The following is a 23,049-nucleotide window of genomic DNA, read 5'->3' as shown; positions in this document are numbered from 1 at the left end:
GCCTGAGCAGACGAACGCGCGCACCATGGTCAATGCGCCGGCGCTGTCGCCCACCACTATTGCCAAGCCCGATCTGATCAGCGTCGAGCAGGCGAAGTCGATGGATGTCGCGCGCATGACCGACCTGTTCAAGGCGCATCTCAATCCGGGCCAGCTGCACTTCATGAAGCTGCTCGGCTTCCACAAGATCAAGATCGAACGCGCCGAAGGCATGTTCTACGTCGACCAGAACGGCCGCAAGATTCTCGACTTCTTCGGCGGCTTCGGTTCGCTCGCCTTCGGTCACAACCATCCGCGCATCCTGGAGGCTCGCCGCAAGTTCCAGGAGGAAAAGCGCCAGGAAATCGCCATCGCCTTCATGTCGCAATATGCGGCCGCACTTGCGCACAACATCGCCAAATGCTCGCCCGGCGATCTCGACATGGTGTTTTTGGGATCGTCCGGCTCGGAAGCGATGGAAGCGGCGGTGAAGCTCGCCGAGCGCGCCGCCGGCCCGAAACGGCCGAAGATCGTCTATGCCGAGAACTCCTTCCACGGTAAGACCAAGGGTGTGCTCGGCATCACCGACGGCCAACTCTACCGCGCGGACTTCAAGATGGCGGACAACACGGTGCGGATCCCGTTTGCCGACATCGAGGCGGTCGAGCGCCTGTTCCGCTCCGACCCGGAGGTCGGCGTCATCGTGCTCGAAACCATCCAGGGTGGCGGCGGCATTATCCAGGCAGAGGCGCAATACTGGCAGAAGCTGCGCGCGCTGTGCGACCAGTATGGCGTGCTGTGGGTGGCTGACGAAGTGCAGTGCGGCTATGGCCGTTCGGGCCGCTTCTATGCTTTCGAACACTACGGTGTCGTGCCCGATGTGACCGCGCTGGCCAAGTCGCTCGGCGCCGGCAAGGCGGCGGTCGGCGCGATGATCGCCCGGCGCGAGGTTTACATGAAGGCCTATGGCACGCCGAAGACGGCGATGATCCATGCCATGGCCACCTTCGGCGGCATGGGCGAGGCCTGCGTCACCGCGATCGAGGGCATCAACGTGCTCTATGACGAGGGGCTGATCGACAACGCCGCCTCGACCGGCGATTACTTGCTGCAGCGTCTGCAGGCGCTAAAGGAAAAATATCCGAAGATCATCAAGGATGTGCGCGGCAAGGGCTTTATGGTCGGGCTCGAGTTCCACGATTTCTCGCAGACCTTGCCGATGGTGCTGCGGCCGATCGTCAGCGTGCTCGACGACAAGCTGAAGGGTTCGCTGTCGGGCTTCGTCGGCGCGTTGTTGCTGCGCGACTATGATGTGCTCGTCGCCTTCACCGAATACAACCGCAACGTCATCCGCCTTGAGCCGCCGCTGATCTGCCAGCGCGAGCATGTCGACCGTTTCGTCGATGCCTTCGACAGCCTGTTGTCGCGCGGCATCGTGTCGATCGTGAAGGATTTCGTCAAAAGCCAAGTCCGTTAAGTCCCGAGCCTGATGATGCTGAGCAAGTCTCCCGCCGCGCAAAACACACTCGACCGGTTGACGGCCGCCGGTCTGGCGTGGGGCGAGGGGACTTATGCGCGGTGGGCGGCGCCGATCGGTGCGATCGCGTTTTCGCTCTACATCCTGCTCACGGCCTTTACCGCCTGGACGATGCCCGACGCCAATTGGGACATGCTGCCCTACCTCGCCATTGCCGAGGAGGGCGCTTACCCCGATGCGCAGGCGCTGCATGATTATGCCTACAGCACGGTCCAGGCCGGTGTGTCGGCCGCCGACTACAAGGCGCTGACCGACGATGGCGGCGGCTTCCGCAGCCATATGGCTGAAAATGCTTCCGACTTCCACTCGCTGCTTGGCATGTACCGGATCAAGTTCCTCTACGCCGAGATGCTGTCGACGATGAGCGCGGTGATGTCGCCGGTGGAGGCGATGCGGCTGCTGCAGGTCGTCTCGGTGCTGCTGTTCGGGATGATCGCGCTGCTCTGGCTGCGAACCGAAGGCGGGCTGGCGCTGGCGCCGGTGGTCGGCGCGGTGCTGATCATGGCCGATTTCGGCGATGCGGCGCGCGCCTCGACGCCGGATCTGTTGTGTTCTGCGCTGTTCCTCGGCGGCCTGCTTGCCTATGTGCGCGGCCGCGAAGTGGCAACGGCGGTGTTGCTCTTCCTCGCCTTCATGGCGCGTCCCGACAACATCGTGTTCCTGGCCATCTTCGCTGTGCTGCTGGTGGTTTTCCGGCAGCGGGCATGGGGGGTGCTGGCCGGCTTTGCCGCGTCCTTTGTCGCCTATTTCGCCATCTCGCACTGGGCCCAGCATCCCGGCTGGTGGCCGCATCTGTGGTTCTCCAGCATCGAGCAGCACTACAATATGGATGGTTTCGAGCCGCCATTTTCGGTGGGCGCGTATCTCAAGGCGTTTGCCGCATCCTTCATTCGCGCCATTGAGCTCAACAGCTGGGTCGGCGTCTCGGTGCTGGCGCTGGCCGGGTGGCTTGCGCTCAGCCGCGCCGGCTTCCAACTCGAGCGCCGTGCCGGCATTCTGCTGGCAGCACTTGTGCTTGGCGTGCTGGCGAAGTTCACCGTCTTTCCGATCCACGACACCCGCATCTATTTCCCCAACCTTTTGCCGCCCTTCCTGCTGCTGGTGGGTCCGGTCATGGCGCTGTGGGCGTCGGCAAACCTGAATGGAAGGCGGCCCATCGCCTTGCACGCCATTCCCGGAGATAAGCCATGAGTTCCGTTTCCGGCCTGGCGCGCATTGCTCTTTCGCTCGGCCTGCCCGCCGGCCTGCTCGACCGTGGGCCGGCGCTGCATGGCACGAAATTCCTGGCCAAGGCGGCGCTGAAGGCGCGCTTTGGTGGCGGGCAACCGTTCCAGATGGTCAATGTCGGCGCTTGCGACGGCGCGCTGTTCGACGACGTCACGCCATGGCTGCATCGCATTCCGCGGGCGCGGGCCGTGCTGGTCGAGCCGATCCCGTACAATCAGAAACGCCTGCGTGCCAACTACCCCGATACCGAACGCTTCGTCATCGAGCCGGTGGCGGTGACCAAAACCAAGGGCACGATCACCGTCCACACTTTCGATGCCGCAGCGCTCGAGGCCGGCACGCTGCCGATCGAGTTCATCGGCTGCTCGTCGGTCACCGACACCAATTTGATGTCGGGCAAGAATGCCTGGGGCGCGGCCGATGCCAATTTCAACAAATTCGCCCCGCATCTCAGGGATATCGAGGTGCCGTCGGAAACGCTGCAGACGCTGCTCGATCGCAACGGCATCACCTACATCGACGCCTTTCTGGTTGATTGCGAGGGCGCCGACTGGATCGTCTTTGAGCAGCTCGAGCTCAAGCGTTACCGTCCCGGCATGATCAAGGTCGAGGTCGGCGCGCTGCCCGCCCCGGAAATTGGCCAGGTCGTGGTCAAGCTGAAGACCGCGGGCTACCAGGTCGGGTTCCAGGCCGAGGACATCTGGGCCTTTGCCTGAGATAGATCGCCACTGACGACACGCCGGCGCGCTGGTCGCGCCGCATCTGCGACGTGTCGCAAACAGGCGGTAGCTCCATCCGCGTCGTCTGCATATTGTGCGCCATTCGAACGGGCGCGGACGCGCCCGCTTTATCCCCTTGGAGTCGCGGGCAATGGCAGAGTTTCCGAAACAGGCGAAGGTCGTCATCGTCGGCCTGGGTGGTATTGTCGGCGCATCGATCGCCCATCACCTGATCGAACGCGGCTGGACCGACATTGTCGGCATCGACAAGTCAGGCATCCCGACCGATATTGGCTCGACCGCGCATGCCTCGGACTTCTGCTACACGACGAGCCATGATTTCCTGTCCTGCTGGACGACGCTCTATTCCATCGATTTCTACGAGAAGATGGGCCACTACGCCCGCATCGGCGGCCTCGAAGTGGCGCGTGTCGGCGACGACAGCCGCATGGACGAGATCAAGCGCAAGATCGCTTCGGCCAAATCCTTCGGCACCCGCGCCCGGCTGATCGAGCCGGCCGAGATCAAGGAAAAATTCCCGCTGATCGAAGAGTCCATGGTGCAGGGCGGGCTGTGGGATCCGGATGCCGGCCTGGTCATCCCGCGCTCACAGACGGTCGCCGGCAAGCTGGTCGACCAGGCGGAAGCGTCGGGGAAACTCAAATCCTTCGCCAACACGCCGGCCAAATCCCTCATCGTCGAGGAGGGCCGCATCAAGGGCGTCGTCACCGACCGGGGCACCATCATGGCCGACTATGTCGTGGTCTGCGCCGGCATCTGGGGCCGGCTGATCGCCGAAATGGTCGGCGAAGACCTGCCGGTCATGCCGATCGACCATCCGCTGACCTTCTTCGGGCCCTACAATGAGTTTGCCGGCACCGGCAAGGAGATCGGCTGGCCGCTGCTGCGCGACCAGGGCAATTCGGCCTATATGCGTGACACCGGCGATCCCAAGACCGCCGAGGGCGGGCAGATCGAGTGGGGCTATTACGAGGAGACCAATCCGCGCCTCTGCCATCCGCGCGACCTCCTGGAAAAGGACCAGGCGCGGTTGTCGCCGTCGCAGCGCGACCTCGACATGGAGCAGATCCTGGCGCCGCTGGAACGTGCCATGGAGCTGACGCCGATCCTCGGCGAACTCGGCTACAATGAAAGCCATTCCTTCAACGGCCTCTTGCAGGTGACCGCAGATGGCGGTCCGTCGATGGGCGAGAGCCAGAAGGTGAGGGGCCTGTGGTACGCCGTCGCCATCTGGGTCAAGGACGGGCCCGGCATGGGCAAGCTCATCGCCGACTGGATGACCGACGGCCGCACCGAGATCGACCATCATGCCATCGACTATGCGCGTTTCTACCCGCACCAGACCAAGGAGCAGTTCATCTGGGATCGCTGCACCGAAACGGCGATGAAGGTCTACAATCCGGCGGTGCATCCACGCGAGCCGTTCTCCAAGGGCCGCAACATCCGCCGCTCGCCGTTCTGGGAGCGCGAGAAGGAGCTCGGCGGCTACTTCATGGAGCTGGGCGGCTGGGAGCGCGCGCATGGCTACGCCGCCAACGAGCACCTGCTGGAGAAGTATGGCAACCGGGTTCCCGTACGAGAGAACGAATGGGACAACCGCCATTTCTGGCGGGTGTCCAATGCCGAGCACCTGGCGATGAGCGAGGATTGCGGCATCGTCAACCTCTCGCACTTCTCTATGTATGACGTCGAGGGACCCGACCATGTCGCCCTGCTGGAATGGCTGTGCGCGGCCAAGATCGGCGGCGACAACAATATCGGCAAGGGCATCTACACCCACTTCCTCGACGAGGAAGGCATGGTGCGCGCCGACTTCACGGTGATCCGCATGGCCGACCGCTGCCGTCTGATCGACGGCGCCGACGCCGGCCCGCGCGACTTCCGCTACATGCAACGCACCGCGCAGGACAAAGGCTTTGACGTCACCGTCACCGACGTGACGGAGAAATACGTCACCATCGGCATCTGGGGTCCGAACGCCCGGGCGACGCTGCAGAAGGTGGTCGAGAACCCTGACGGGCTGTCGCTCGAGAATTTTCCGTTCGCGGCGATCAAGCCGGTCAGGATCGGCGGCAAGGATGTCACCGCCTTCCGCATCTCCTATGTCGGCGAGCAGGGCTGGGAACTGCATATGCGCTACGAGGACGGCCTTGCCGTCTGGGACGCGCTGCGCTCGACCGGCGTCATGCCGTTCGGCGTCGAGACCTATGCCAACACGCGCCGTATGGAAAAGAGCCTGCGGCTGCAGAACGCCGACCTCCTGACCGAGTACAATCTGCTCGAAGCCGATCTCGCGCGTCCAAAGGTCAAGGAGAACGATTTCTGCGGCAAGGCGAAGCATGTCGAATACCGGGCTCGTGAACACCAGCCGGCGATCCTGTGCACGCTGGTGATGACCGAGAACGTCGATTCCAAAGGCGTCGCCCGCTATCCCGTCGGCACCATGCCGGTGATGGATCCGAAGACCGGCGAGACGTTGGTCGATGAACTCGGCCGCCGCTCCTTCACCACCTCCGTTGCCTATGGCCCGACCATCGGCAAGAACATCGCGCTCGCCTATTTGCCTTGGGCCTATGCCCAGGAAGGCCGCAAGCTCAGTGTCGAGTATTTTGGCGAGACCTATCCCGTCGAGGTTGCTGGCGTCGGCTACAAGCCGCTCTACGATCCGGAGAATTTGAAGCCGAGAAGTTGAGCGGAAGCTGCAATCGCGGAAGTATGAATGCAAAGCCCGGCTCACGGCCGGGCTTTTCACTTTGTCAGCAGCCGATTCTCGCTTACCTTGGGGCATGTCTGCTTTTTCCCACGCAGGACATTTCCTCTCAGGCAGCGCCGCACTGGCGCTGGTGCTTTGGCTGACACCAGCAGTTGATGCCGCCGAGCCGGTCGATGTCGAGCTGGTGCTGGCCGTCGATGTGTCGCTGTCGATGTCGCCCACCGAACTCGAAATCCAGCGCCACGGCTATGCCGCGGCGCTAACCCACGACAATGTCCTGCAAGCCATAGCCGACGGCGCCTATGGCAAGGTCGCCGTCACCTATGTCGAATGGGCGGGAGCTACCACGCAGGTGGTCGTGGTGCCGTGGACGGTGATCGCCAGCCGGGCCGATGCCGAGCGGGTGGCGGCGCAGCTTTCCGCCCATCCGCCGGCCAGCGCCCGGCGCACCTCGATTTCCGGCGCGCTCGAATTCGGCAGCGATCTTTTTGCCGAAAGCGGCTTTCAGGGGACAAAGCGCGTCATCGATATTTCCGGCGACGGGCCCAACAACCAGGGCGCGCCCGTCGACATCACCCGCGACGCGGTGGTCAAGCAAGGCATAATCATCAACGGACTGCCGCTGATGACGCGCGGCGGTGGGTTTGGCGGTGCCTATGACGTCAACAATCTCGACCGCTATTACAGCGACTGCGTTATCGGCGGGCCCGGATCCTTCATGATCCCGGTTAATGACTGGACGCAGTTTCCCGAAGCCATTCGCCGCAAGCTCGTGCTGGAGCTTGCCGGCCCCGCTTCGCCGCAATGGGCTCGGGAGGAAGCCACTCATCCGCCGGTGGTGCTGGCGCAGGACCGGCCGACTGACTGCCAGGTCGGCGAAAAAATGTGGCGCGACCGCAGCTGGATGTTCGACGCGCGCTAGACCTTTGGCCCATGCCGCAATGCAGCATCAGTTTCATTGACAAGCCCATGGGCGTCTGTGACACAATTCCCCATCCGAAAAAAACAAGGGGAACTGACATGAACAGGACCATCGTCTTTGCCGCGGCATTGGCGCTTGCAGCGGGATTGTCCGCTCCGGCCAAGGCCGCCACGTCGGTGACCATCGGCATCAGCGGCTGGACCGGGTTTGCGCCGCTGACGCTTGCCAAGCAGGCCGGCATATTCGAGAAGCATGGCCTCGACGTGACCTTGAAGAAGGTTCCGCAGGCCAGCCGGCCGCTTGCCATTGCCAGCGGCGACCTCCAATGCGCCGCCACAACGGTCGAGACCTGGCTGGTCTGGAACGCCAGCGGCGTCACCACCAAACAGATATTCCAGCTCGACAAATCCTATGGCGCCGACGGCATTGTCGTGCGCAACGACATCAAGACCGTCGCTGACCTCAAGGGCAAGAATGTCGCGTCCTCGGCGCCGGGCACGTCCCCCTATTTCATGCTGGCCTGGGTGCTGAACAAGAACGGGCTGTCGACCAAGGACGTGACCGTAGTCAACCTGGAGCCGGATGCGGCCGCACAAGCCTTCCTCGCCGGCCAGAACGATGCGGCGGTCACCTACGAGCCGTTCATCTCGGCGGTGCGCGACAAGGTTGACCAGGGCCATATATTGGCGACTACGCTCGACTATCCGATGGTGCTCGACACGGTCGGCTGCACGCCCGAATTCCTCACCGCCAATCCCGACGCCGCCAAGGCGCTCGCCGACAGCTATTTCGAGGCACTCGACCTGATCAAGAGCGATCCGCAGAAATCCTACGAGATCATGGGTGCCGACGTAAAACAGTCGGCCAAGGAGTTCGAGGATTCGGCGAAATATCTGAAGTGGGCCGACAAGGCGGAGAACAAGCAGTTCTTCACCAAGGAATTCCAGGACTTTTCCAAGACCGCCGGCGAACTGCTCCTGCAGATGGGGCTGATCAAGGAAGCGCCAGATGTCGCCACGCTGGCCGACACCAGCGCGGTATCGAACTGACGGGCTCGCCTTTGACCATCAGGCGGCGGCGCTTGGCGCCGCCTCCTCCTCCTGGACAAGTGGTGATTTGAAGATGCGGACGATCTGACGATGCGCCCCTTGCATCCGGTGTCGCCGGGCATTCGAACCGTGCTCGGCATTTCCTTCTTCGTGCTGTTCGTCGCCTTCTGGGCGTGGATCACGCTTGGCGGCCACGTCAACCGCATCTTCCTCGCCGATCCGCTGTCAATGCTGCGGGATGGCTGGCGGCTGCTGGTCGAAGACCGTTTCTGGCTCGACATTTTGATCACCATCTGGAGGGTCTTCGGCGGCTTTGTGCTGGCGTCGATCGTCGCCGTGCCGATCGGTATCGCCATGGGCGCCTGGAAGCCGGTGGAGGCGTTCCTGGAACCGTTCGTCTCCTTCGCCCGCTATCTGCCGGCCTCGGCCTTCATTCCGCTGTTGATCCTGTGGGCGGGCATTGGCGAGCTGGAAAAGCTGCTGGTCATCTTCGTCGGTTCGGTGTTCCAGATCATCCTGATCGTCGCGGTCAAGGTCGGCTCGACGCGGCGCGACCTGGTCGAAGCCGCCTATACGCTGGGCTCGACCAACAATGGCATCGTCAAACGGGTGATCATGCCGGCCAATGCGCCGGAGATCGCCGAGACGCTGCGGCTGGTGCTCGGCTGGGCCTGGACCTATGTCATCGTCGCCGAGCTGATCGGTTCGTCCTCAGGCATCGGCTATATGATCATCAACAGTCAGTCGCGGCTGGCGACGGGCCAGATCATCTTCGGCATCATCGTCATCGGGCTGATCGGGCTGTTGTCCGACTTCGCCTTCAAGGCGTTCAATCGCTGGCTCTTCCCCTGGAGCCTGGCATGAGCAAGCTTTTGATCGAAGGCGTCTCGCGCACATTCGCCGGCGTGCGCGGCGGGCAGCCGGTCAAGGCGCTGATGCCGGTCGATCTGACGGTCGCGGCCAACGACTTCATCACCATTCTCGGGCCGTCGGGCTGCGGAAAGTCGACGCTGCTCAGGATTGTCGCAGGCCTCGAGGCGCCGAGCGAAGGCCGCGTGTTGCTCGACGGCAAGGCGGTGACGCGGCCGGGACCGGATCGCGGCATGGTCTTCCAGTCCTACACGCTGTTTCCGTGGCTGACGGTGGCGCAGAATATCGCCTTCGGCCTGCGCGAACGCGGCATGGCCGAAAAGGAGCGGGACGGGATCGTTGCCTCCTATGTCGATCTTGTCGGGCTCAAGGGCTTCGAGAACCATTGGCCAAAGCAGCTTTCCGGCGGCATGCAGCAGCGTACGGCAATCGCCCGGGCGCTGGCCAACGATCCCGAGATCCTGTTGCTCGACGAGCCGTTCGGCGCGCTCGACAACCAGACCCGCGGGCTGATGCAGGAGCTTTTGCTCGGCATCTGGGAACGGCGCAAGAAGACGGTGCTATTTGTCACTCACGACATCGAGGAGGCGATCTTCATGGCCTCGCGGGTGATCGTGATGAGCGCGCGGCCAGGACGCATCAAGTCGGATGTCGCCATCGACCTGCCGCATCCACGCCACTACACGCTGAAGACCAGCCCGGAGTTCTCGGCGCTGAAGGCGCGGCTGACCGAAGATATCCGCGTCGAGGCGATGCGGACGGCACAGGCGCAGCCGGCCGAGGCTTGATCTGAAGCGTTCGGTTCAGGCGGCCAGCAGTTGCTTGCGGTCGACGCGCTCCTGTTGCGGCGAGCGGGCGTAGAGCTCGCGGTAGCATTTGGAGAAGTGCGAGGCCGAGACGAAGCCGCAGGCGACCGCTACCTCGACCACCGGCATCGACGACTGGATCAAGAGGTGCCGGGCGCGGTCGAGGCGGATTTCGAGATAGTAGCGGGCAGGGGACCTGCCCATCTCGGTACGGAACAGGCGCTCGATCTGGCGGCGCGATAGGTCGACATGGTCGGCGATCTCGATCAGCGACAGCGGCTCGGAGAGGTTGCCTTCCATCAGCTCGATGATGGTCAGCACCTTGGAGTTCTGTACGCCGAGGCGGGCGCGCAACGGCAGGCGCTGGCGGTCGGTCGGGCTGCGCACGCGGTCGGTCAGCACCTGCTCGCAGACGCGGTTGACCAGATTGTCGTCAAAGTCGTCGCCGATCAGCTTCAGCATCATGTCCAATGCTGCTGTGCCGCCGGCGCAGGTGTAGATGTTCTGGTCGATTTCGAATAGGTCGGCAAAGACGTTGGCCTTCGGGAAGGCCTCGGAAAAGCCCGGCAGGTTTTCCCAATGGATGGCGCAGCGCTTGTTGGAGAGCAGGCCGGCGGCGGCAAGGATATGCGCGCCGGTGCACAGGCCGCCGACGGCGACGCCTCTGTTATACTCCTCGCGCAGCCAGGCGAAGGCCGACCTGTTCTGGTAGCGCTCGACATTCACGCCGCTGCAGACAATGGCCATATTCGGCCGGTCCGGTCCGGCCATTTTCTTGCGCTCTTCCTCGAGCGAGGTGTTGACCGCGCATTCGACGCCGTTGGAGGCGCGCACCGGCTTGCCGTCGATGCTGGCGAGGCGCCAGCGATAGGCCTCATAGCCAAGCATGCGGTTGGCCGAGCGCAGCGGGTCGAGCGCCGTCGCAAAGGCGATCATGGTGAAGTCGGGGACGAGGAAGAATACAAACGATCGCTTGATCGGATGCTTTACGGCGTTCAAGGGAACCTCACGCAGCCATGGCGCGAACAGGATGTCGCGAACAGCATAGCGTCATCAGGAAAAACCATTCCTGTCAATCGGCTAGGCGGCTAAGCGGCAACTAAATTTGCGACATGGGTCGCAAATGGGCAATCCCTGGGGATGACGGGCACGGGCTGCCGCGAGATTGAGCATCGCTATCCGGCAATATCGGCTTCAGAACGAAAAACGCCGCCTCGGTCAAACCGAAGCGGCGCTGTAATCGACTTTCGGCAGCGGCAGGGAGCGCTGCGCGGTAGCCGTTATCTCAGGCGACGAAGCCGAGGCGCACCGCATTCATGGCGCCGGTCTGGCCGGGCATGGTGTTGGCAAGGCGCTGGCGCTCGAGAGCTGTGGTCAGGTTCATTTCGCGGCGGGGGAAAAGGCGGGCAAAAAGCTTCATCATCATCTCCTATCGGTTGCTCAGACGGGTCGCCTTCGCTTGATGGAGTGGGGCAGCTCGTTTGCTGGCGGTGATATAGGCGTGTGTGAGCAGAAACTAAATCGCAAATGCGAAGCGCTTGATATGAAAAGCGACATCAATTGCGACATTTTTCGGCAGACTGCCCGAGATTTGTGATTATTTACAAGGCATTAATTGGAAATTTGAGCTGCTATGCAGCTTGCTCATATGCGCCATGCAAGGGCGACATGGCTCTGAAAATCGTTTGAATGCAAATAAGTTAGAGAAGGCGGGTGAGTAAAACAGAGAAGGCCTGCCGGGCTGGTTCTGCGCGGCAGGCCTTCAGCACATGGTACACAATGGTTTACTTTGCTCCAGCCCAGGATCCGACGCCGTGGCGTGCACCGGTCTTGGTGTCGGCAGCTTCGGGCCAGCCGATATCCTTCTGCAGTTCGATCGGCAGCGAGCGGATCGCACGTTCGGTCTGGAAGCGGGCACGGGCCGCGCTGAACTCGGTCGCAAGCCGACCGATGGATGAGAGGATAGACATTTCATTCTCCTTTGGTTGTGGCACGTCCCGCATGAACGCGTTCTGTAACCGGGATATTCCGCATCGAATGCAGTTTTGTGTCAGGAGCGTTTGAAACCGTGGCACGTCCTGCCTTCGATGGAGTTGACTATCCTCCCAATCTGATGTTCAATCAAACGAAATGGAATGATGCTTCACATCAGAAAAATTGAAGGTCGATCCCGATGAACGCCCCACTCAATCACCCGCTGCCGCTGCTTGATCTCGACGTTTTGCGCACGTTTGTGGCCATTGCCGAGACCGGCAGCTTCACCACCGCGGCCAATGCGGTGTTCCGCACGCCGTCGGCGGTCTCCATGCAGATCAAGAAGCTCGAGGACATTCTCGGCCGCTCGGTCTTTGCGCGCGATGCGCGCTCGGTGACGCTGACCACCGATGGCGAGATGCTGCTCGGCTATGCCCGCAGGCTGCTGTCGATCAACCGCGAGGTGGTGTCGAAATTCATCATCCCCGAGATCGTCGGCGTGGTGCGGCTCGGCTCGCCGGACGATTATGGCGAGCGCGTGCTGCCGCATGTCTTGAAGCGCTTCGCGCAATCGCATCCGTCGATCGCTGTCGACGTCACCATCGACCAGAGCAGCAATCTGCGCCGGCGCATGGACGACCGTGCGCTCGACATCACGCTGTTGACCAACTCCTACAAGACCAGCGCGCTCGGCGCTGAGGTGCTGTTGACTGAGCCGATCGTCTGGGCTGGCGCCAAGGGCGGCAGCGCGCATCTGCGTGAGCCATTGCCCGTATCGCTGTGGGAAGAGGGCTGTGCCTGGCGGGCCGGCGCGCTCGATGCGCTCAGCCGTGAGGGCCGCAATTACCGCATCGCCTATATGAGCGCGCACACGGCCGGCCAGCGCGCCGCCATCATGTCCGATCTCGCCGTCGCGCCGCTGCCGAAGTCGTTCCTCGGCAACGACATGGTCGAGCTGTGCCCGAAGGACGGCATGCCCGACATCGGCACCTACAATTTGGCGATGGTGGTGTCGCCGGACGCCAGCGCCCCGGTCAAGGCGGTCGCCGACCATATCCGCGCGACCTTCGAACTGTTTCGGGAAACCGGGAAGTTCTGATCTATTTCGCTGCTTCGGCAGGGCGTGCCGCGAAGGCGGTTCGCGCTCTGCGCCGCGCAGTTGCGCGCCGCCTGGCGGGCTCACCGGCGAGGAAAGTGACGATGCTGTCCCTGGCGCGACGCGCTTCCGGCATCTCGATCAGCGGCCAGACGTGGAACATCCCTTCCTCGTAGACGACGTCGATATCAACGCCAGCGGCACGCGCTTTTTTGGCGAAGATCAGATTGTCGGGGCTGAGCAGGTCGTGCGAGCCGGTCAGAAGCAGGGTCTGCGGCAGCACCGAGAGGTCGCCGTAGAGCGGGCTGATATGCCAGTCGCTGCGATCGATGCCGGCGCTGTACATGCGGATCGCTTCCAACCCGCCGGGAATGCCCAGCCACGGATCGTTGCGTTCCGCCTCGAACACTTCCGGGTTGGACAGCGACATGTCGAGGCCGGGTGAAATCAGCACGTGGCGCGAGGGCAAGGGCAGGCCTTCTTCGGCCGCCATCATGGTCAGCACCACGGCCATGTTGCCGCCGGCGGAATCGCCCATGAAGACGATGTCTTCGGCGTCCGTCTCGTCCAGCATCTGCCGGTAGACGTCGCCGACCATGCCGAACATGGCGTGAAAATCATGCTCCGGCGCGATCGGGTAGATCGGCACGGTGATGCCGAAACCCAGCCGCTCGGCCATCTCGGCGATCAACCCCCAATGATAGGAGGTGATCTGGAAGACATAGGCGCCGCCATGCATGTAGAGGATGCGCCTGCGCTCGCCGGCCTTCGGCGCGATCTCGTAGACGGGGAAACCATCGACGCTGCGCTCGGTGATATGGAGGCGCTCGCGCAGCAATGCCGGAGGATGGTGGTCCTCGGTCTTGCGCGCATAGGCGATCCAGCGCTGCAGGTTTTCGGGGCTGGCAAATGCCTTCTTCCGGCTGTGCCGGAGGATGAACGAAACGAGATGGCTTTTGAAACTGGGCATTCGCGTACACATGCTCGGCCACAGCCGACTAAGATAATTTCCCCACTATCTCGAAGATCGCGCCTCCAGCCGAAATGTCAAGAATTTGGACCAACGCAACACGGTTGTTTGATCGCCCGAGTTTGCGGTTTTCCCGCCAACGGCCTCAGCGCCGGGGCAGCAGCGCGGCGCGCAGCTTGATGTCAGGCGCAGCCGGGACCACGCGGCGGCCCCGGCGTTTTGTCAGCAATTTGCATTTGTCGGCGAAGGTCATCAGCGGCTCGAGCCCAGGATCAGGCGCGTCAGGTTGGCCTGGGCGTCGATGCGCGGCGACACGGGCCAGCCAACGTCCTTCTGCACTTCGGGCGGCAGGCTGTTCATGGCACGCACGGACTGGGCATGCTTGATGGCCGCACGAAAACGGCCGAGGGTCTCGAACATCGTTACTCTCCTTTGAAGCGTTGTGACGGCGCAATAGTCCGGCCCGCCTTTCGGTGTCCGTTAAATGCTTCACGTCTGTATCGGGTGGATTGCGCGAAAACAGCGCTTCGGTTTCCAGATCGGTGCGATCTGGAAACATTTGCATACAAATGAAATTGAAAGAATTCGCCAGCCTTGGCGGCCGGCCTATTCGCGGCTGCGCCTGGCCGCATGGCCTTCGCGCGAACGCCGGCGTGGGGCGGCATCGCCGGCGATACCGTCCTCGCTGATGGTCTTGCGTGGCGGCAATTTCACCGCCGCCGACAGTTTCGGGAACGGATCGACCTTGTTCGGCAGCGCCATGGCATAGACGAAATGCTCCTGGAATTTCGGCTCTAGTGCTGTCTCGATCTTCTCGATATGGCTGACAGTGTCCTCGATCTCGCGGCGATAGCCGCGATTGAGCAGCGCCATGCGGGCGCCGGCGCCGGCGGCGTTGCCGACGGCGGACACCTTGTCGAGGTCGCAATCCGGGATCAGGCCAAGCACCATGGCGTATTTCGGATCGATGAAGGAGCCGAAGGCGCCGGCGAAGTGGATACGGTCGACATGCTCGGTGTTCTGCTTTTCCATCAACAGCTTGGTGCCGGCATAAAGGGCTGCCTTGGCAAGCTGGATGGCGCGCACGTCGGTCTGGGTGATGGTGATCTTGGGTTCGCCTTCCTTCAGCACATAGGAGAAGGTGCGGCCATTGGCGGTGACACGCGGCGAACGTTCGGCCAGCGACCCGTCGACGACGCCATCCTCAGAGATAATGCCGGCGAGGTACATTTCGGCGACGATCTCGATGATGCCGGAGCCGCAAATGCCGGTGACGCCGGTGGCTTGGACGCTGTCGAGGAAGCCTGGCTCGTCGGACCAAAGTTCCGAACCAATGACACGGTATTTCGGCTCCAGCGTGTCGGGATCGATGCGCACGCGCTCGATCGCGCCGGGTGCGGCGCGCTGGCCGCCGGAGATTTCAGCGCCCTCAAAGGCCGGACCGGTCGGCGAAGAAGCAGCCACGACCCGCGTGCGGTTGCCGAGCACGATCTCGGCATTGGTGCCGACGTCGACGATCAGCATCATTTCATCCTGGCGGTGCGGACCTTCCGATAGCGTCACGGCGGCCGCGTCGGCGCCGACATGGCCGGCGATGCAAGGCAGCATGTAGAGGCGCGCGCCCTGGTTGAGCTTCAGGCCGATGTCTGAAGCCTTGATGCGCACGGCACCCGAGACGGCGAGCGCGAAGGGTGCGCCGCCGAGCTCGGTCGGATCGATGCCGAGGAACAGGTGGTGCATGATCGGATTGCCGACGAAGACGCTGTCCAGGATGTCATTGCGCTGGACATTGCCTTCGGCGCAGACCTTGTCGACCAGGCCGGAGATCGCCTCGCGCACGGCGACCGTCATGCCTTCGCGGCCGTCCGGGTTCATCATCACATAGGAGACGCGGCTCATCAGATCCTCGCCGAAGCGGATCTGTGGGTTCGAGGTGCCTGACGAAGCGGCGACGCGGCCCGACAGCAGCGACACCAGATGCATGGCGATGGTGGTCGAGCCGATGTCACAGGCGAGCCCATAGGCCTCGTTCTTGAGGCCGGGCCAAAGCGCGATGACGCGGGCGATGTCGCTTTCGGCATCCTTGTGGATGGCGGCGGTGGCGGTCCAGTTGCCCTTGCGCAATATGCTTTGCACCTGCGGCATCACGTAGAAATCGAATTCGAGGTTTTTAAAGCCCCAATCCTTCATCAAGGCGATCTTCAGGCGGTCGAGATCGCCGAGGGGCTTGTGCATATCGGGTTCTTCGATCTCGACATAGCACATGCGGATTGCCGCATCGCGGGCGATGACGCGGGTATCGGCATCCTTGCGGATGGTCTGGGCATTGATGACCGTGTCCTGCGGCACGTCGATGACGAGGTCGCCGAGGATCTGCGCCGAGCAGGAGAGGCGGCGGCGTTCGGGCAGGCCGCGTACGCGCTCGTAGCGCTCTTCCTTGGCGCCCTTCTGCGAAATATGGTCGTTGGAGGAGACGATCTTGTGCTTGGCGAAATTGCCTTCCTGCACCTCGATCTGGCAGCGCCCGCAAGTGGCACGACCGCCGCAGACGCTTTCGACATAGACGCCAAGCTGGCGCGCGGCGTCGAGCACCGATGTGCCAACAGGAAACCGCCCGCGCTTGCCTGACGGCATGAACAGCACGAGCGGATCGGTAATGTTTGCAGGCGAGTTCACGATTGCGCGCTTATCCTCGAGCCATCCGGGCTTCGCGGCCGCCACGGCGGCGGCCACCATTGGCAGCGCCATCGCCCGGCGCGTTGACCTGCGTCGGCGCGGCAACCGCCTGGCCGCCTTCGGCCGGCTTGTAGTCCTTGTAGGTCCTGATCCAGTTGGTGCAGTTTTCGTCAGTGCCGTTCAGCACATTGGCGCCGCGCACGGCTTCCATTTCCTGCGGCCGCACGGGGTTCATGATCGCCGAGGTCATGCCGGCGCCGATCACCATCGGGATGAAGGCGGCGTTGATGCCGTGGCGGTGCGGCAGACCGAACGAGATGTTGGACAGGCCGCAAGTGGTGTTGACCTTTAGCTCTTCGCGGAGCCGACGCAGCAGCGCAAACACCTGGCGGCCGGCATCGCCCAGCGCGCCGATCGGCATGACCAGCGGGTCGACGACGACGTCATGCGCCGGAATGCCGAAATCGGCGCAGCGCTGCACGATCTTCTTGGCGACGGCGAAGCGGACGTCCGGATCCATCGAAATGCCGGTCTCGTCATTGGAGATGGCGACGACCGGCACATTGTACTTCTTGACCAGCGGCAGGATGGCTTCGAGCTTTTCTTCCTCGCCGGTGACGGAGTTGACCAGCGGCCGGCCCTTGGCGACCTTCAATGCGGCTTCGATTGCGGCGCTGACGGAGGAATCGATCGACAGCGGCAGGTCGACCAGACCCTGGACGATCTCCAGCGTTTGCACCAGCAGCGCCGGCTCGGTGGCGTTGGGGTCGACAGCGGTGACGCCGGCATTGACGTCAAGCATGGTGGCGCCGCAGGCGGCCTGTTCCAGCGCATCCTTGATGACCGTCTCGAAATTGCCGGCCACCATCTCGGCGGCCAGCTTCTTGCGACCGGTCGGGTTGATGCGCTCGCCAATCACGCAGAAGGGCTGGTCGAAGCCGATGATGATCTCGCGTGTCGCCGAGGCGACGATGGTCCGGGTCATGAAGTCTCTCCGCCTGATATAAAGTGCTTCTTTATATCGTGTCTGGTTTCGTTCCAGGGTCTGGTGCTCGGCCGGGCTTAGTGCGCGGTCTTTACCATGTCCACCTGCGTTTCGGTAATCTCGTCATGCAATATGTGGTCGAGCCGATCGGCGACCATCTGGTCGTCACGGCGGATCTCGCGTTTCCACGGCTGGCGGCCCTTCAGCACGCCCGATTCGTCGACGATCTCGGCGACATATTCCTCCTGGCGATAGGCCATTACATGGATGCCGGCGACGCCGGCGATGTCCTTCACCTCGTTGATGATGTCGATGCAGAGCTGCTTGCCTTCCTTCTTCTGGTCCTGGGCGCCTTCCAGCCGCTTGATAATGGCGTCCGGGATATGGATGCCGGGCACGTTGGAGCGGATCCATTTAGCCGTCTTGGCCGAGGCCAGCGGGCCGACACCACACAGAATGAAGACCTTATCGGTGTGGCCGAGATCGCGCGCCTTCTGCATGAAGGTTTTGAACATCGGCACGTCGAAACAGTACTGCGTCTGCACGAACTGCGCGCCGGCGGCGATCTTCTTGCCGAGATGGATCGGGCGGAAGTCGAAGGGTGGCGCAAACGGATTGACGGCGGCGCCGAGGAAAATCTGCGGCGGTGTCGTCAGCTTGCGGCCGGACAGGAACTTGCCGTTGTCGCGCATGATGCGGCAGGTTTCGAGCAGCGACATGGAATCCAGATCGAACACCGGCTTGGCGCCAGGCTGGTCGCCGGCCTGCACGCCGTCGCCGGTGAGGCACAGCATGTTGGCGACGCCCATCGCTGCACCACCCAGCACATCGCCCTGGATGGCGATGCGGTTCTTGTCGCGGCAGGCGATCTGCATGATCGGGGCGTAGCCCATGCGGGTCAAAAGCGCGCAGATGCCGACCGAGGACATGTGGCAGTTGGCGCCGGAGGCATCGACCGCATTGATGGCGTCGACCCAGCCGTCGAAAATCTTCGCCCGGTTGTAGACGTCTTCGGGATCGGCGCTGTCGGGCGGGTTGAGCTCGGTGGTGACGGCGAACTCGCCACGCCGCAGCACGCGCTCCAGCCGGCCGCGCGAGGAGTGGCCGGGCAGGGGATCGAGCGGCAGATGGATGCCGGCCGGGTTCTCGTCGCGCTGGCGGGCGATCATGCGGCGGCTCCGGTCTTGGCATTGGCCGCGGCTTCGCGGGCTGCCGCCGCCTGCGCGGTCACCCGCAGCCACGCCGACGTCTCACGCAACGACTGATCGACCGGCTTCTGCACGTCGAGGATCTTGTCGCCATGCACCATGTTCTTGGAGCCTTCCCAGGCCTTGACCCAGACGCAGGGCATGTCGGGCTCGACCTCGCAATTGCCATTGGCGCGCACGCCGCCGCACGGGCCGTTGCGCAGCTGCTTGGGGCAGTTCATCGGGCACGACATGCCGGTCGAGGACAACACGCACTGGCCGCACATGCGGCAGTCGAACATGAAGCCTTTGACGCGTTTTTCGACAAACTTGATCGGGGCTTCGACCCGCCCGTAGCCAATGCCTTTCCACAAAGGATGGAGAAGCAGGAACATGTCGGCGAACCTGGAGTAGAACCATTCGAGCAGGCGCGAATGCCGGATCGACCACAGCCTGACTGCAAACGACCGCTGCACGCGCCGCTGCGGCGACACATCGGCCGGCTTGTAGTCGGATTTCGGCGCTGCCTTCTTGACCAGAGTGGCCTGGGTAACCGCCGGTTGAGGCTCAGACATGTTCTTTCCCGCCCGCCTTGACCAGAGCGACCAGCCGCTCGCGGTCATATTTCGCGTCGATGTCGTTGAAGGCCTTCTCGACCTCGGCTTCGAGATCGTCGCCGACCGGGACCGGTTCGGCCTTGCGCCATTCGGCAAGGTAATCATCGGTGCCGCCGGCGCCGGTGCGCATGGCGCACATGTCGATCGCCTCGGTGAAGCGCAGCGGCAGCTCGCGCTTGGCGTTCTGCCGGCCCTTCTTGACGATCACCTGGGCGGGTATGTCGCGCCAGTAGACGACGATCAGATCGGCCATGAATTCTCACTCCCTGCCGAGCGCAGTGCATCCGCTTGGACGTATGAAGGACGCTCGGCCACTCTATTCAGCAGGAGCGAGCATTGCCGGATGCGCAGTGGGGCTGCTTGTTATGGGACGACGCGCGCGCATTCAAAAGCGACGCTATTGGACGTCGCAAAACGAAAGGCGAGAATCTTTGACTTTGTTGCGGGCTGAGATGGCCGGAGGCGACGGTAAAGAGTGCCTACAAACCGCCTGGTAGGGTGAACATCGCCGCATTTTCCAGCAGCGTCGTCATTCGTCTTCGAAGCCGTTTTGTTTCAAATCCGCGACCCGAACAATCATGCTGCGTTTTGGGTCGAATGGGAGGTCTTCAAAGTCGAAGGTACGATAGAACCCTCTTACAGCATCATCGAGCGGATGTGTCAGGACACCGAAGCAGCCTATTTCCCTTGAAAATCGCACCGCTGTTCTCAAAGCGAACAGAAGAAGCGAGCGTCCACAGCCATGACCTTGATATCGCCGATCCACGGCAAGCTGGCCGAGCAAAATAATTGGCATGGGATCGGGGCGGTTGCGTTGCGTTGATTTTGGCAGATGGGCTCGCTCGATTTGACCAGCGCTCAACGTGACATAGGCGGCGATAGCTCCGGTCGTGAGATCACAGATGATGCTGGTGCGCGAGGTCCCATCCTGTTGATTGCGCCAGGCATGACGGCGAAGCCAGTTGTTGAGCGACTCGCGACCGCAATCGAAGGCGTCTCTGTCGTCATCGGCCGCAAGAGGCCGGGGAGGCGTCAGTCCTGCCATACAGGTCGTGAGGCAGCGAGCTTCCGCAGCCCGGGAAGGGTTTTCGGGGGAAACTTCGCCCACGCCTCGAACTTTTCCCAATCGGCTGCCGGGATCCTCACGATACGTCCGTCCAGCACTTCCATTTCGGCGGCTTCGACCGCCTTGCGCCGGATGAAGTCGCTGAGATTGGTGTTTGCCTGACTGGCAGCGGCTTCAAGAATGTCACGTTCGTCAGAGGTGACGCGGACGCTGAGGGGGGCCATGTTCGACATCGGTAAAACTCACTTTCTGTATGACAATAGCATACAACGCGTCAGGTTGACAGCGCCTACCACACGCCTCGGCGCACACCGGTCCAGAGATAGAACCAGATCGTCGGGTGGTACCATTGTTTCGACGGCAGATCCGGCTTGATGGTCGCCAGCTTGCCGTCCAGCGCATCGCGGACCGCCTCGACACAGATGTCGCGCGAGAATGCCGCCTGGCGCAGTGCATAGCTTGAAATGGTGTCGCCGGGTTCAGGCCTGCCGCGCGCCTGTTTCAGAACGTCGCCCGTGTCGACGCCGGCATCGACCAGATGCACCGTGGTGCCGAAATTCTGGGGATCGCCGGAAGCCAGCGCCCAGTAGCCGCCATTCATGCCGCGGTATTTCGGCGCGATGCCGGCGTGATAGTTGAGCACAGGATAAGGCATTTGCGCCAGCGTCTGCCGGGACAAGAGTCGGCAGCCGGCAAGCAACACCACGCCCGGTCGGATGTCGGCGATCGCCTGCAGGTAGTCGGGCGCGTTGGCAGAGGAGACGTGGATGATCTTCTGGTCCGGCCTTGGTTCGGTCTCAAGTTTCTGCCCGGCAATCAGCTGCGCTGCATGGCCGGCGAAGAAGCGCTTGCCCAGCCTGGTCAGCACCATCGTACCGAGCTGGCCGATGGCAGAAAACCAGCCCAGGCGGCGCGCGCGGCCAAGCAGCAATTGCTTTTTGGATTCCGGGCTTTCGAGGATGACGCTGACAGGGCCGAGACGGTCGGCGATGGCGTTGACGATGGCCCAGATGTGCGGGCCGCCTTCGGTGACGACAACGATCGCAGCACTGTTCTTGTCAGCTGAAGCCATGGCGCGCCTTCTTGCCGGCGCGCAACCGTCTTCCCGTGCGCTGCCTGGCTCAATTCTGTGCCAGGCGGGGTTAAATCTTGATGACCGCCCGGCCGGTGAGAGGCCAGCGGGATCAACGCTTCAATTCCATGATGTCGAGATGCGATTCATAATAGGGCGCCGGGAACTCGATGCGCCATGCATTGGCGCTGTTGCGGAAGGCATAGCCGACCTGGTCGCTTTCCGGGCCGCTGCCATAGCGCTTTGGTTTGTTGTCATTGACATAACCGGAACCGAGATAGATGGCGCGCTTTTCGCCATCATCGAAGAAGCGGCCCGTGGTGCGCTGCGAGCCGCTGATCTTTTCCAGCCACCAGCCGGAACCGTCGTCGCTCACCTTGCATTTGAACCAGCCATAGATGACCAGCGGGCTGATGCCGCCGACCTTGATGGTGCGGCATTGCCAGTTGCCGGTCAGGTCCTTATCGGAAAAGGTGACCAGCGGCTTGGCCAGCAAGGTGTTGAGCTCGCTAACCTCGGCCGGGTCGCCGGCCTTCGCCTCTTCAAGGGCAGCTTTCCGGGTCTCGCCATATTTGTCGAGCCGTGCCTTGTCGGCCGGCGTGATGATCTTCTGCACCTCGCCGTCGGCGTGAGCGGGCAAGATGCAGCAGAGCAGGCCGATCGCGGCGAGCAGTGGACGAAGGATCATGTGGGACTCCCTGGCTATGGAATGGCAGTTGGTGTCTGCAGCGACGATCCTTCCGGCTGATACCGGCTTTATAGCGTCGTTCACTCCTGTCATTCGTGCTTAACAGCCGCGCGGTCAAAAATCATGGTGCGCCGAATGAGAATCTTGCTCACGGGGTCGTCTGGCTGGCTAGGCCTCACGCTGGCGCCCCGCTTGCGCAGCCTTGGTCACGAGGTCACCGGGCTCGACCCTGTCCCATCGACTGAGACGCGTGTTGTTGGCTCGATCGCGGATCGTGAGCTGGTTATGCGGACCGTCCAGGACAAGGGGATCGAGGCCATCATCCACAGCGGCGCGCTGCACAAGCCTAATATCGAGCATCGCAACAACGAGGATTTCCTCGCGACGAATGTGCTTGGCACACTCAACCTGCTCGATGCCGCGGTCGCCTTCGGCGTTCAGCGCTTCGTCTTCACCTCGACGACATCGCTGATGATCTCGCAAGCCATTCGCGACGGCTTCAAAGGCGGCGCCCGCAGGGCCGCCTGGCTGACAGAGGCGATGTCGCCCGAGCCGCACAACATCTATGGCGTCACCAAACTTTCGGCCGAGCATCTGTGCCGACTCTATCATATCGAGCACGGCCTGCCGGTGATTGTGCTGCGCACCGCGCGCTTCTTTCCCGAAGCCGACGACATGGCTGCTACAATCGAGCAATCGGACGCCAATACCAAGGCCAATGAGTTGCTCTTCCGCCGGCTGACGGTGGAGGATGCGGCCGACGCTCATGCCGAGGCGCTGGAAAAGGCGCCACAGCTAGGCTTCGACATCTTCATAGTTTCAGCGCCGACACCGTTCCGGATGATTGCGAAGCGCTGATCGCCGACGCGCCGTCC

The 23,049-nt window shown here is 62.6% G+C and carries 24 protein-coding genes; 10 read left to right on the top strand and 14 right to left on the bottom strand.

The window, feature by feature from the left end; all coding sequences use genetic code 11:
* The first annotated feature begins 25 nt into the window (after positions 1 to 25).
* From AC1DXM_RS01035 to AC1DXM_RS01000, 8 genes are all read left to right on the top strand, one after another.
* Positions 26 to 1,456 (top strand): aspartate aminotransferase family protein, encoded by a 1,431-nt coding sequence (locus AC1DXM_RS01035; protein ID WP_477231943.1) that lies wholly within the window; start codon positions 26 to 28, stop codon positions 1,454 to 1,456.
* A 15-nt stretch (positions 1,457 to 1,471) separates the two neighbouring features.
* A complete protein-coding gene (locus tag AC1DXM_RS01030; protein ID WP_477231358.1) occupies positions 1,472 to 2,707 on the top strand; it encodes a hypothetical protein in 1,236 nt (411 codons plus the stop codon).
* Complete coding sequence (locus AC1DXM_RS01025) at positions 2,704 to 3,459, top strand: FkbM family methyltransferase (protein WP_477231357.1); 756 nt, start codon at positions 2,704 to 2,706, stop codon at positions 3,457 to 3,459. Before AC1DXM_RS01030 ends, AC1DXM_RS01025 begins: the two co-directional genes overlap by 4 nt.
* 154 nt (positions 3,460 to 3,613) lie before the next feature.
* The gene (locus AC1DXM_RS01020) at positions 3,614 to 6,175 is read left to right on the top strand and encodes a GcvT family protein (protein ID WP_477231356.1); all 2,562 of its coding nucleotides are present in this window, start codon (positions 3,614 to 3,616) and stop codon (positions 6,173 to 6,175) included.
* 94 nt (positions 6,176 to 6,269) lie between these two features.
* A complete protein-coding gene (locus tag AC1DXM_RS01015; RefSeq protein WP_477231355.1) occupies positions 6,270 to 7,118 on the top strand; it encodes a DUF1194 domain-containing protein in 849 nt (282 codons plus the stop codon).
* Positions 7,119 to 7,216: 98 nt separating this feature from the next.
* Positions 7,217 to 8,167: an ABC transporter substrate-binding protein gene (locus AC1DXM_RS01010; protein WP_477231354.1), complete on the top strand. Its 951-nt coding sequence runs from the start codon at positions 7,217 to 7,219 to the stop codon at positions 8,165 to 8,167.
* A gap of 90 nt (positions 8,168 to 8,257) precedes the next feature.
* Positions 8,258 to 9,031 carry an ABC transporter permease gene (locus tag AC1DXM_RS01005; protein ID WP_477231353.1) on the top strand — a complete coding sequence of 258 codons (774 nt, stop codon included), beginning with the start codon at positions 8,258 to 8,260 and terminating at the stop codon, positions 9,029 to 9,031.
* A complete protein-coding gene (locus AC1DXM_RS01000) occupies positions 9,028 to 9,825 on the top strand; it encodes an ABC transporter ATP-binding protein (protein WP_477231352.1) in 798 nt (265 codons plus the stop codon). Before AC1DXM_RS01005 ends, AC1DXM_RS01000 begins: the two co-directional genes overlap by 4 nt.
* Positions 9,826 to 9,840: 15 nt before the next feature.
* Here the strand turns inward: AC1DXM_RS01000 and AC1DXM_RS00995 are convergent, their stop codons facing one another.
* The 3 genes from AC1DXM_RS00995 to AC1DXM_RS00985 all read right to left on the bottom strand — a co-directional run bounded on the left by AC1DXM_RS00995 (position 9,841) and on the right by AC1DXM_RS00985 (position 11,813).
* On the bottom strand, positions 9,841 to 10,779 hold the full coding sequence (locus AC1DXM_RS00995) for a GlxA family transcriptional regulator (RefSeq protein ID WP_352560327.1): 939 nt from the start codon (positions 10,777 to 10,779) through the stop codon (positions 9,841 to 9,843).
* A gap of 349 nt (positions 10,780 to 11,128) precedes the next feature.
* Positions 11,129 to 11,263 (bottom strand): hypothetical protein, encoded by a 135-nt coding sequence (locus tag AC1DXM_RS00990; protein ID WP_112565447.1) that lies wholly within the window; start codon positions 11,261 to 11,263, stop codon positions 11,129 to 11,131.
* Positions 11,264 to 11,627: 364 nt separating this feature from the next.
* Complete coding sequence (locus tag AC1DXM_RS00985; protein ID WP_023700331.1) at positions 11,628 to 11,813, bottom strand: hypothetical protein; 186 nt, start codon at positions 11,811 to 11,813, stop codon at positions 11,628 to 11,630.
* A 203-nt stretch (positions 11,814 to 12,016) separates the two neighbouring features.
* Here AC1DXM_RS00985 and AC1DXM_RS00980 point away from each other — a divergent pair, with 203 nt between their 5' ends.
* On the top strand, positions 12,017 to 12,916 hold the full coding sequence (locus AC1DXM_RS00980; RefSeq protein ID WP_023670389.1) for a LysR substrate-binding domain-containing protein: 900 nt from the start codon (positions 12,017 to 12,019) through the stop codon (positions 12,914 to 12,916).
* A gap of 1 nt (position 12,917) precedes the next feature.
* Here AC1DXM_RS00980 and AC1DXM_RS00975 read toward each other — a convergent pair whose 3' ends face one another.
* The 11 genes from AC1DXM_RS00975 to AC1DXM_RS00925 all read right to left on the bottom strand — a co-directional run bounded on the left by AC1DXM_RS00975 (position 12,918) and on the right by AC1DXM_RS00925 (position 22,174).
* Positions 12,918 to 13,883 (bottom strand): alpha/beta hydrolase, encoded by a 966-nt coding sequence (locus tag AC1DXM_RS00975; protein WP_477231351.1) that lies wholly within the window; start codon positions 13,881 to 13,883, stop codon positions 12,918 to 12,920.
* Positions 13,884 to 14,135: 252 nt separating this feature from the next.
* Complete coding sequence (locus AC1DXM_RS00970; RefSeq protein ID WP_477231350.1) at positions 14,136 to 14,303, bottom strand: hypothetical protein; 168 nt, start codon at positions 14,301 to 14,303, stop codon at positions 14,136 to 14,138.
* Between the two features lie 186 nt (positions 14,304 to 14,489).
* The gene (locus AC1DXM_RS00965; protein WP_477231942.1) at positions 14,490 to 16,619 is read right to left on the bottom strand and encodes an ASKHA domain-containing protein; all 2,130 of its coding nucleotides are present in this window, start codon (positions 16,617 to 16,619) and stop codon (positions 14,490 to 14,492) included.
* A complete protein-coding gene (locus tag AC1DXM_RS00960) occupies positions 16,570 to 17,544 on the bottom strand; it encodes a methyltetrahydrofolate cobalamin methyltransferase (protein ID WP_352587956.1) in 975 nt (324 codons plus the stop codon). The genes AC1DXM_RS00965 and AC1DXM_RS00960 overlap by 50 nt, the downstream gene beginning before the upstream one ends.
* 77 nt (positions 17,545 to 17,621) lie before the next feature.
* Positions 17,622 to 18,713: a methylenetetrahydrofolate reductase gene (locus tag AC1DXM_RS00955; protein ID WP_477231349.1), complete on the bottom strand. Its 1,092-nt coding sequence runs from the start codon at positions 18,711 to 18,713 to the stop codon at positions 17,622 to 17,624.
* On the bottom strand, positions 18,710 to 19,306 hold the full coding sequence (locus AC1DXM_RS00950; RefSeq protein WP_477231348.1) for a methylenetetrahydrofolate reductase C-terminal domain-containing protein: 597 nt from the start codon (positions 19,304 to 19,306) through the stop codon (positions 18,710 to 18,712). The genes AC1DXM_RS00955 and AC1DXM_RS00950 overlap by 4 nt, the downstream gene beginning before the upstream one ends.
* Entirely contained in the window at positions 19,299 to 19,601 is a 303-nt protein-coding gene (locus AC1DXM_RS00945; RefSeq protein WP_477231347.1) for a virulence factor, read from the bottom strand. The genes AC1DXM_RS00950 and AC1DXM_RS00945 overlap by 8 nt, the downstream gene beginning before the upstream one ends.
* Positions 19,602 to 19,877: 276 nt before the next feature.
* On the bottom strand, positions 19,878 to 20,393 hold the full coding sequence (locus AC1DXM_RS00940) for a GNAT family N-acetyltransferase (RefSeq protein ID WP_477231346.1): 516 nt from the start codon (positions 20,391 to 20,393) through the stop codon (positions 19,878 to 19,880).
* The gene (locus AC1DXM_RS00935) at positions 20,381 to 20,647 is read right to left on the bottom strand and encodes a type II toxin-antitoxin system TacA family antitoxin (protein WP_477231345.1); all 267 of its coding nucleotides are present in this window, start codon (positions 20,645 to 20,647) and stop codon (positions 20,381 to 20,383) included. The genes AC1DXM_RS00940 and AC1DXM_RS00935 overlap by 13 nt, the downstream gene beginning before the upstream one ends.
* Before the next feature lie 56 nt (positions 20,648 to 20,703).
* Positions 20,704 to 21,486: a formyl transferase gene (locus tag AC1DXM_RS00930; protein WP_477231344.1), complete on the bottom strand. Its 783-nt coding sequence runs from the start codon at positions 21,484 to 21,486 to the stop codon at positions 20,704 to 20,706.
* A gap of 112 nt (positions 21,487 to 21,598) precedes the next feature.
* On the bottom strand, positions 21,599 to 22,174 hold the full coding sequence (locus AC1DXM_RS00925) for a DUF4893 domain-containing protein (protein ID WP_477231343.1): 576 nt from the start codon (positions 22,172 to 22,174) through the stop codon (positions 21,599 to 21,601).
* A gap of 135 nt (positions 22,175 to 22,309) precedes the next feature.
* Between AC1DXM_RS00925 and AC1DXM_RS00920 the strand changes: the two genes are divergently transcribed.
* Positions 22,310 to 23,032, top strand: coding sequence for an NAD-dependent epimerase/dehydratase family protein (locus tag AC1DXM_RS00920; RefSeq protein WP_477231342.1), 723 nt, complete (start codon positions 22,310 to 22,312; stop codon positions 23,030 to 23,032).
* The last annotated feature ends 17 nt before the right edge of the window (positions 23,033 to 23,049 follow it).

It is taken from the genome of Mesorhizobium sp. P3_A2 (assembly GCF_056403115.1).
Note: the sequence above shows the minus strand (reverse complement) of the source record. Positions and strands in the feature narration are given on the sequence as shown.

Excerpts from the sequence above, each read along its gene's own strand:
- AC1DXM_RS00965 (WP_477231942.1), bottom strand. The coding sequence starts at position 16,619 with ATGGTGGCCGCCGCCGTGGCGGCCGCGAAGCCCGGATGGCTCGAGGAT.
- AC1DXM_RS01010 (WP_477231354.1), top strand. The coding sequence starts at position 7,217 with ATGAACAGGACCATCGTCTTTGCCGCGGCATTGGCGCTTGCAGCGGGA.
- AC1DXM_RS01015 (WP_477231355.1), top strand. The coding sequence starts at position 6,270 with ATGTCTGCTTTTTCCCACGCAGGACATTTCCTCTCAGGCAGCGCCGCA.
- AC1DXM_RS01000 (WP_477231352.1), top strand. The coding sequence starts at position 9,028 with ATGAGCAAGCTTTTGATCGAAGGCGTCTCGCGCACATTCGCCGGCGTG.
- AC1DXM_RS00960 (WP_352587956.1), bottom strand. The coding sequence starts at position 17,544 with ATGACCCGGACCATCGTCGCCTCGGCGACACGCGAGATCATCATCGGC.
- AC1DXM_RS00995 (WP_352560327.1), bottom strand. The coding sequence starts at position 10,779 with ATGATCGCCTTTGCGACGGCGCTCGACCCGCTGCGCTCGGCCAACCGC.
- AC1DXM_RS00970 (WP_477231350.1), bottom strand. The coding sequence starts at position 14,303 with ATGTTCGAGACCCTCGGCCGTTTTCGTGCGGCCATCAAGCATGCCCAG.
- AC1DXM_RS01020 (WP_477231356.1), top strand. The coding sequence starts at position 3,614 with ATGGCAGAGTTTCCGAAACAGGCGAAGGTCGTCATCGTCGGCCTGGGT.
- AC1DXM_RS00930 (WP_477231344.1), bottom strand. The coding sequence starts at position 21,486 with ATGGCTTCAGCTGACAAGAACAGTGCTGCGATCGTTGTCGTCACCGAA.
- AC1DXM_RS00980 (WP_023670389.1), top strand. The coding sequence starts at position 12,017 with ATGAACGCCCCACTCAATCACCCGCTGCCGCTGCTTGATCTCGACGTT.
- AC1DXM_RS00925 (WP_477231343.1), bottom strand. The coding sequence starts at position 22,174 with ATGATCCTTCGTCCACTGCTCGCCGCGATCGGCCTGCTCTGCTGCATC.
- AC1DXM_RS00920 (WP_477231342.1), top strand. The coding sequence starts at position 22,310 with ATGAGAATCTTGCTCACGGGGTCGTCTGGCTGGCTAGGCCTCACGCTG.
- AC1DXM_RS00985 (WP_023700331.1), bottom strand. The coding sequence starts at position 11,813 with ATGTCTATCCTCTCATCCATCGGTCGGCTTGCGACCGAGTTCAGCGCG.
- AC1DXM_RS01030 (WP_477231358.1), top strand. The coding sequence starts at position 1,472 with ATGCTGAGCAAGTCTCCCGCCGCGCAAAACACACTCGACCGGTTGACG.
- AC1DXM_RS00955 (WP_477231349.1), bottom strand. The coding sequence starts at position 18,713 with ATGATCGCCCGCCAGCGCGACGAGAACCCGGCCGGCATCCATCTGCCG.
- AC1DXM_RS00935 (WP_477231345.1), bottom strand. The coding sequence starts at position 20,647 with ATGTCGAACATGGCCCCCCTCAGCGTCCGCGTCACCTCTGACGAACGT.
- AC1DXM_RS00950 (WP_477231348.1), bottom strand. The coding sequence starts at position 19,306 with ATGTCTGAGCCTCAACCGGCGGTTACCCAGGCCACTCTGGTCAAGAAG.
- AC1DXM_RS00945 (WP_477231347.1), bottom strand. The coding sequence starts at position 19,601 with ATGGCCGATCTGATCGTCGTCTACTGGCGCGACATACCCGCCCAGGTG.
- AC1DXM_RS01035 (WP_477231943.1), top strand. The coding sequence starts at position 26 with ATGGTCAATGCGCCGGCGCTGTCGCCCACCACTATTGCCAAGCCCGAT.
- AC1DXM_RS00940 (WP_477231346.1), bottom strand. The coding sequence starts at position 20,393 with ATGGCAGGACTGACGCCTCCCCGGCCTCTTGCGGCCGATGACGACAGA.
- AC1DXM_RS00990 (WP_112565447.1), bottom strand. The coding sequence starts at position 11,263 with ATGAAGCTTTTTGCCCGCCTTTTCCCCCGCCGCGAAATGAACCTGACC.
- AC1DXM_RS01025 (WP_477231357.1), top strand. The coding sequence starts at position 2,704 with ATGAGTTCCGTTTCCGGCCTGGCGCGCATTGCTCTTTCGCTCGGCCTG.
- AC1DXM_RS01005 (WP_477231353.1), top strand. The coding sequence starts at position 8,258 with ATGCGCCCCTTGCATCCGGTGTCGCCGGGCATTCGAACCGTGCTCGGC.
- AC1DXM_RS00975 (WP_477231351.1), bottom strand. The coding sequence starts at position 13,883 with ATGCCCAGTTTCAAAAGCCATCTCGTTTCGTTCATCCTCCGGCACAGC.